Here is a 922-nt window from a genome sequence, read left to right as displayed (position 1 = left end):
GCGGCACGTGAAAACCTTGCACCACGGTTTATTGACGCTTTGCGTGCTGTTTATGGTAAGCGAGAATTTAAAGCAGCCTTATCGGATGAACGAGGCGCGATGATGGCTGAAGTACAGAAGCAATTTTCTGTAGATGCAGGTTCGTTGGGTATTACCATTGTTGATGTGCGTATTCGTAAAACCGATTTGACTGATGCTGTTTCAGAAGATGTCTATCGGCAAATGGCAGCTGAACGTGAAGCTGCTGCGGAAAATATCCGAGCTCGTGGTCAGCAGGAGCGAGATCGTATTGTGGCAGAAGCTAATCGTGAATATGAAGAAATTGTAGCAGCTGCAAAGCGTGATGCTGAAATTACCCGTGGTGAAGGTCAAGCTGAAAGTATTCGTCTTTTATTGAATGCGAGGGAGGCTAATCCGTCTTTTTACGATTTTTGGTTGGCGATGGAACAATACAAGAATTTAGAAAGAACACCGATGGTGATTTCTCCAAATGAGGATTTCTTTTTCTATTTTCGTAATCCGCCGCAGGCAAATAAAGCATTCTTACCGACAATGAATACGGGCCTCAGTAAAACTGATCCAAAATCGGGAGAGAATAGATAAAATAATGGATTGCAGATACGAGATTTTGCATGAAAAGAATGATCTGTGACCATTTTCTTTTATGGTAAAAGTGGTAGAGAGTATCGAGCCGTGCTGGTTTTACGTAGATAAATTTAGTAGGGCTCTTTGCATCTTTGATTAAAGGCATGTCATGGATAGAAGTGTCGTGAGTAAAAATACGTTTTTAAAGTTTTTTATCACAAGAGTTGTTTTTTGTGTGACTTTGTTTCTATCTGGATCAGTGAGTTTGTCTTGGGGAGCCGAGACAAGCAAGGCATTGCTTTCTATTCCTGATTTAGCTTCTGAGCTTTTGGAAACA

At 41.2% G+C, this 922-nt stretch carries 1 protein-coding gene and 1 pseudogene; both read left to right on the top strand.

The features are described from left to right. Positions 1 to 603: SPFH domain-containing protein (locus tag ACFIO3_RS14160; RefSeq protein WP_375704695.1), on the top strand; the 603-nt coding region annotated here is incomplete at its 5' end. 151 nt (positions 604 to 754) lie between these two features. Next, positions 755 to 922: pseudogene (locus ACFIO3_RS14155) on the top strand (serine protease); the annotation flags it as partial.

It is taken from the genome of Bartonella sp. AD328YNZD, assembly GCF_042196425.1.
Note: the sequence above shows the minus strand (reverse complement) of the source record. Positions and strands in the feature narration are given on the sequence as shown.